The organism is Marinobacter sp. B-21 (genome assembly GCF_056857895.1).
The window spans coordinates 1-2,610 of sequence record NZ_JBSXNZ010000002.1; the positions used below are offsets into that span (position 1 = coordinate 1).

The 2,610-nt window shown below is 44.6% G+C and carries 2 protein-coding genes; one reads left to right on the forward strand and one right to left on the reverse strand.

Annotated features, from left to right (window positions below; translation table 11 throughout):
* Positions 1-135: 135 nt before the first annotated feature.
* On the forward strand, positions 136-1,071 hold the full coding sequence (locus AC13C0_RS00015; protein ID WP_482953694.1) for a glycosyltransferase family 2 protein: 936 nt from the start codon (positions 136-138) through the stop codon (positions 1,069-1,071).
* 128 nt (positions 1,072-1,199) lie between these two features.
* Here the strand turns inward: AC13C0_RS00015 and AC13C0_RS00020 are convergent, their stop codons facing one another.
* Positions 1,200-2,315, reverse strand: coding sequence for a hypothetical protein (locus AC13C0_RS00020; protein ID WP_482953695.1), 1,116 nt, complete (start codon positions 2,313-2,315; stop codon positions 1,200-1,202).
* Positions 2,316-2,610 lie beyond the last annotated feature (295 nt).

The following is a 2,610-nucleotide window of genomic DNA, read 5'->3' on the forward strand; positions in this document are numbered from 1 at the left end:
GTGAGCCGATCGGAGCTGTGTGGTTGAATCCATTACCAGAAGAGCAAACTGTTAAAGAACAATGCGTGGCTCATTAGAGCCCAACTGAATCAGGTGCCAACTACCTTGACAGACGACGTTTATTAAGGAGCGTGTGTGTTACATCCTTTGATTTCTATTGTTATTTTAACTTTCCGCCGCCCGCGGGAAATAGAGCGAAATGTTAAAAAGCTATTGTCAATTGATTATAATCCTATAGAAGTCATCGTTGTAAATAACGGTGACGCAGAGGATTTACGAGAATTGCCACTCGACGACAGTAGACTCCTAATATTAAATTTAGGAAGAAATTTTGGTGTTGGCGCACGAAATAGAGGTATCGAACTTAGTTCAGGTCAATATGTCGTAACGCTGGATGACGATGTTTTTGGTTTTAATGCTGAGGCAATTTTAGCCGCATTGAAGAGATTCAGGGTCGACCCTAACCTTTGTGCCATAAATTTTAAAATCGTTGATGACCTGACCGAGCAACAAGTTAATTGGATTCATCATAAAAAAATTGAAGAATTTCATGGTGTCGAATTTGAGACTTATGAGATTAGCGAAGGTGCAGTCATTTTCAGAAGAGACTTGCTTTTTAAAACCAAGCTCTATCCGGAATTATTTTTTATAAGTCATGAAGGTCCAGATTTAGCTCTTCAAATTATGAAAACAGGTGCAAAAATCATTTATTGTCCTGATGTTATTGTTCGTCACTCCCACGCTGAGGGCGGTCGGCAAAATTGGAGGCGCTACTATTACGATACGCGGAATCAGGTATGGTTGGCTGCTCGTCATTACCCAATTTCTATAGCAATACGAAAGCTCTTCGTCGGATTGGGTTCTATGTTGGTCTACTCTATACGAGACGGGTTTTTTCGGTACTATTTCAAGGGTATTAGGGATAGTCTTTCCGGATTAAAAATTGTTATTGAGCAGCGTTCAGTGCTGTCAGGAGAGGCCCGTAATCGCTATTTGGCAATAGAAAAAAAGAACCCTTCTTTTTGGTACATGTTGAAAAAGCGTATTTTCACTCGAAAAGTGAGGATCTAGACATGATGTTTTGACCTGCCCACCCTCAACGTTCGTGGGTTATCGTTGGGGAGTGGGTAAACAACCCTTAAACAGAGCCACATTGGGTTGGGCAGGTCGAAACATCATGTCTAGCTGTCTTAGCCTTTCTATTCTACTACTTCGAATGACTTGATCTGGGAAGGAGGGCTCACTAAGGGAATTCCTTTGGCATTTGTTTCTCCATCGCCGTCCGTAATGTATAGGTAAAGATTTTGCCAGGATCCATCTTCAACTGTACTGGCACTCGCTTGAATGCCCGTGTCAGTCCAAGAATCGATTGTTAGCAACTCAAGTTGAGTAACATCACTGAGGTATAGTGCGTCGCCGAGCTCTACTCGTGCGGCCGCGTTCGGACCTGTGCTCACGTAAATGTCATCATAGAGAATGTTTGTGTTGGAACTTTGAATCGAGCGAATCCATCCCGGAAAATTCATTTGTTGGTATTGTTTCTTGGTAGGGCCATCTGAATCAAAGACAGGTACATTAAAGACTCGTTGGGTGTACCCTTTATCCGCGGAGAGGGTATTGAAATGAATGATTCCTGGATTCGTTGGGTTTTCAGGATTAGCTTTCAGCCAGAAGGAAATCCGCATCCATTGATCCCAACTCCACCAGTCATTGCTTAAACCTGTTACGAGATTAGTGTCGTTTCCAGCAAGATAGAACCTTCCGCCACCGACGTGTGTGGGCAAGACGACATCTGATGAGTTACCTTTGACATCTGTATCGAAAACCCAAAGCATTTTGAATGAGCTGTCCTCGCTGAACGTTCTCGGCGAGGATATCAAGTCACCTGGGAAATAGTCCGGCCCCTCAAGGTAAACCCAATAAGTAACAAAGAACTCTTTTGTCCCTTCAAACTTGAGTCTGAGTTGATGAGTCGTTTGTGTCGCTCCGTTAAACACCTTGACGCTCTGTGAGCCTGAGCGCCCAGAGCCTGCATAAGTTGGCAGGTAGTACTGGTTGAATTCCGTCCATGCGCCTTCCTCGGAGCCTGCTAGTGGGATGACCTCTCCTGTAGTCGCGCTGGGTGAGTCAAAAGTGTCATAGACGACGATATTCGGACCGTTGCCGAACCCCGCGCCTAAAATTGAAATTTCCTGTCGTTCGAAATCTGTGATTATCCCGGAAATGGTCGGAGTTGCGGCAATTGCGCTCCCGACATGAGATGCGGCAAGAAGCGCGCAGCCAGAAACCATTCTTGCAATACGATCTATACTCACGATTAAGCTCCCCCACAAGATGTTGCCGCCAGTTTAAATCAAAATTCAGTTTCAAAACTTCAGACTGGTGTTTGCGCTTTCAAAATGAAACGTTTTTCTCCCGGGTGCAACCTAAACTTACCTTCGGTGACAAATGTAGAGTTTGGGATTCCACGCAATGGTTTTCATGTGCCCGAACGTCGTCTGTCAAGGTAGTTGGCACCTGATTCAGTTGGGCTCTAATGAGCCACGCATTGTTCTTTAACAGTTTGCTCTTCTGGTAATGGATTCAACCACACAGCTCCGATCGGCTCAC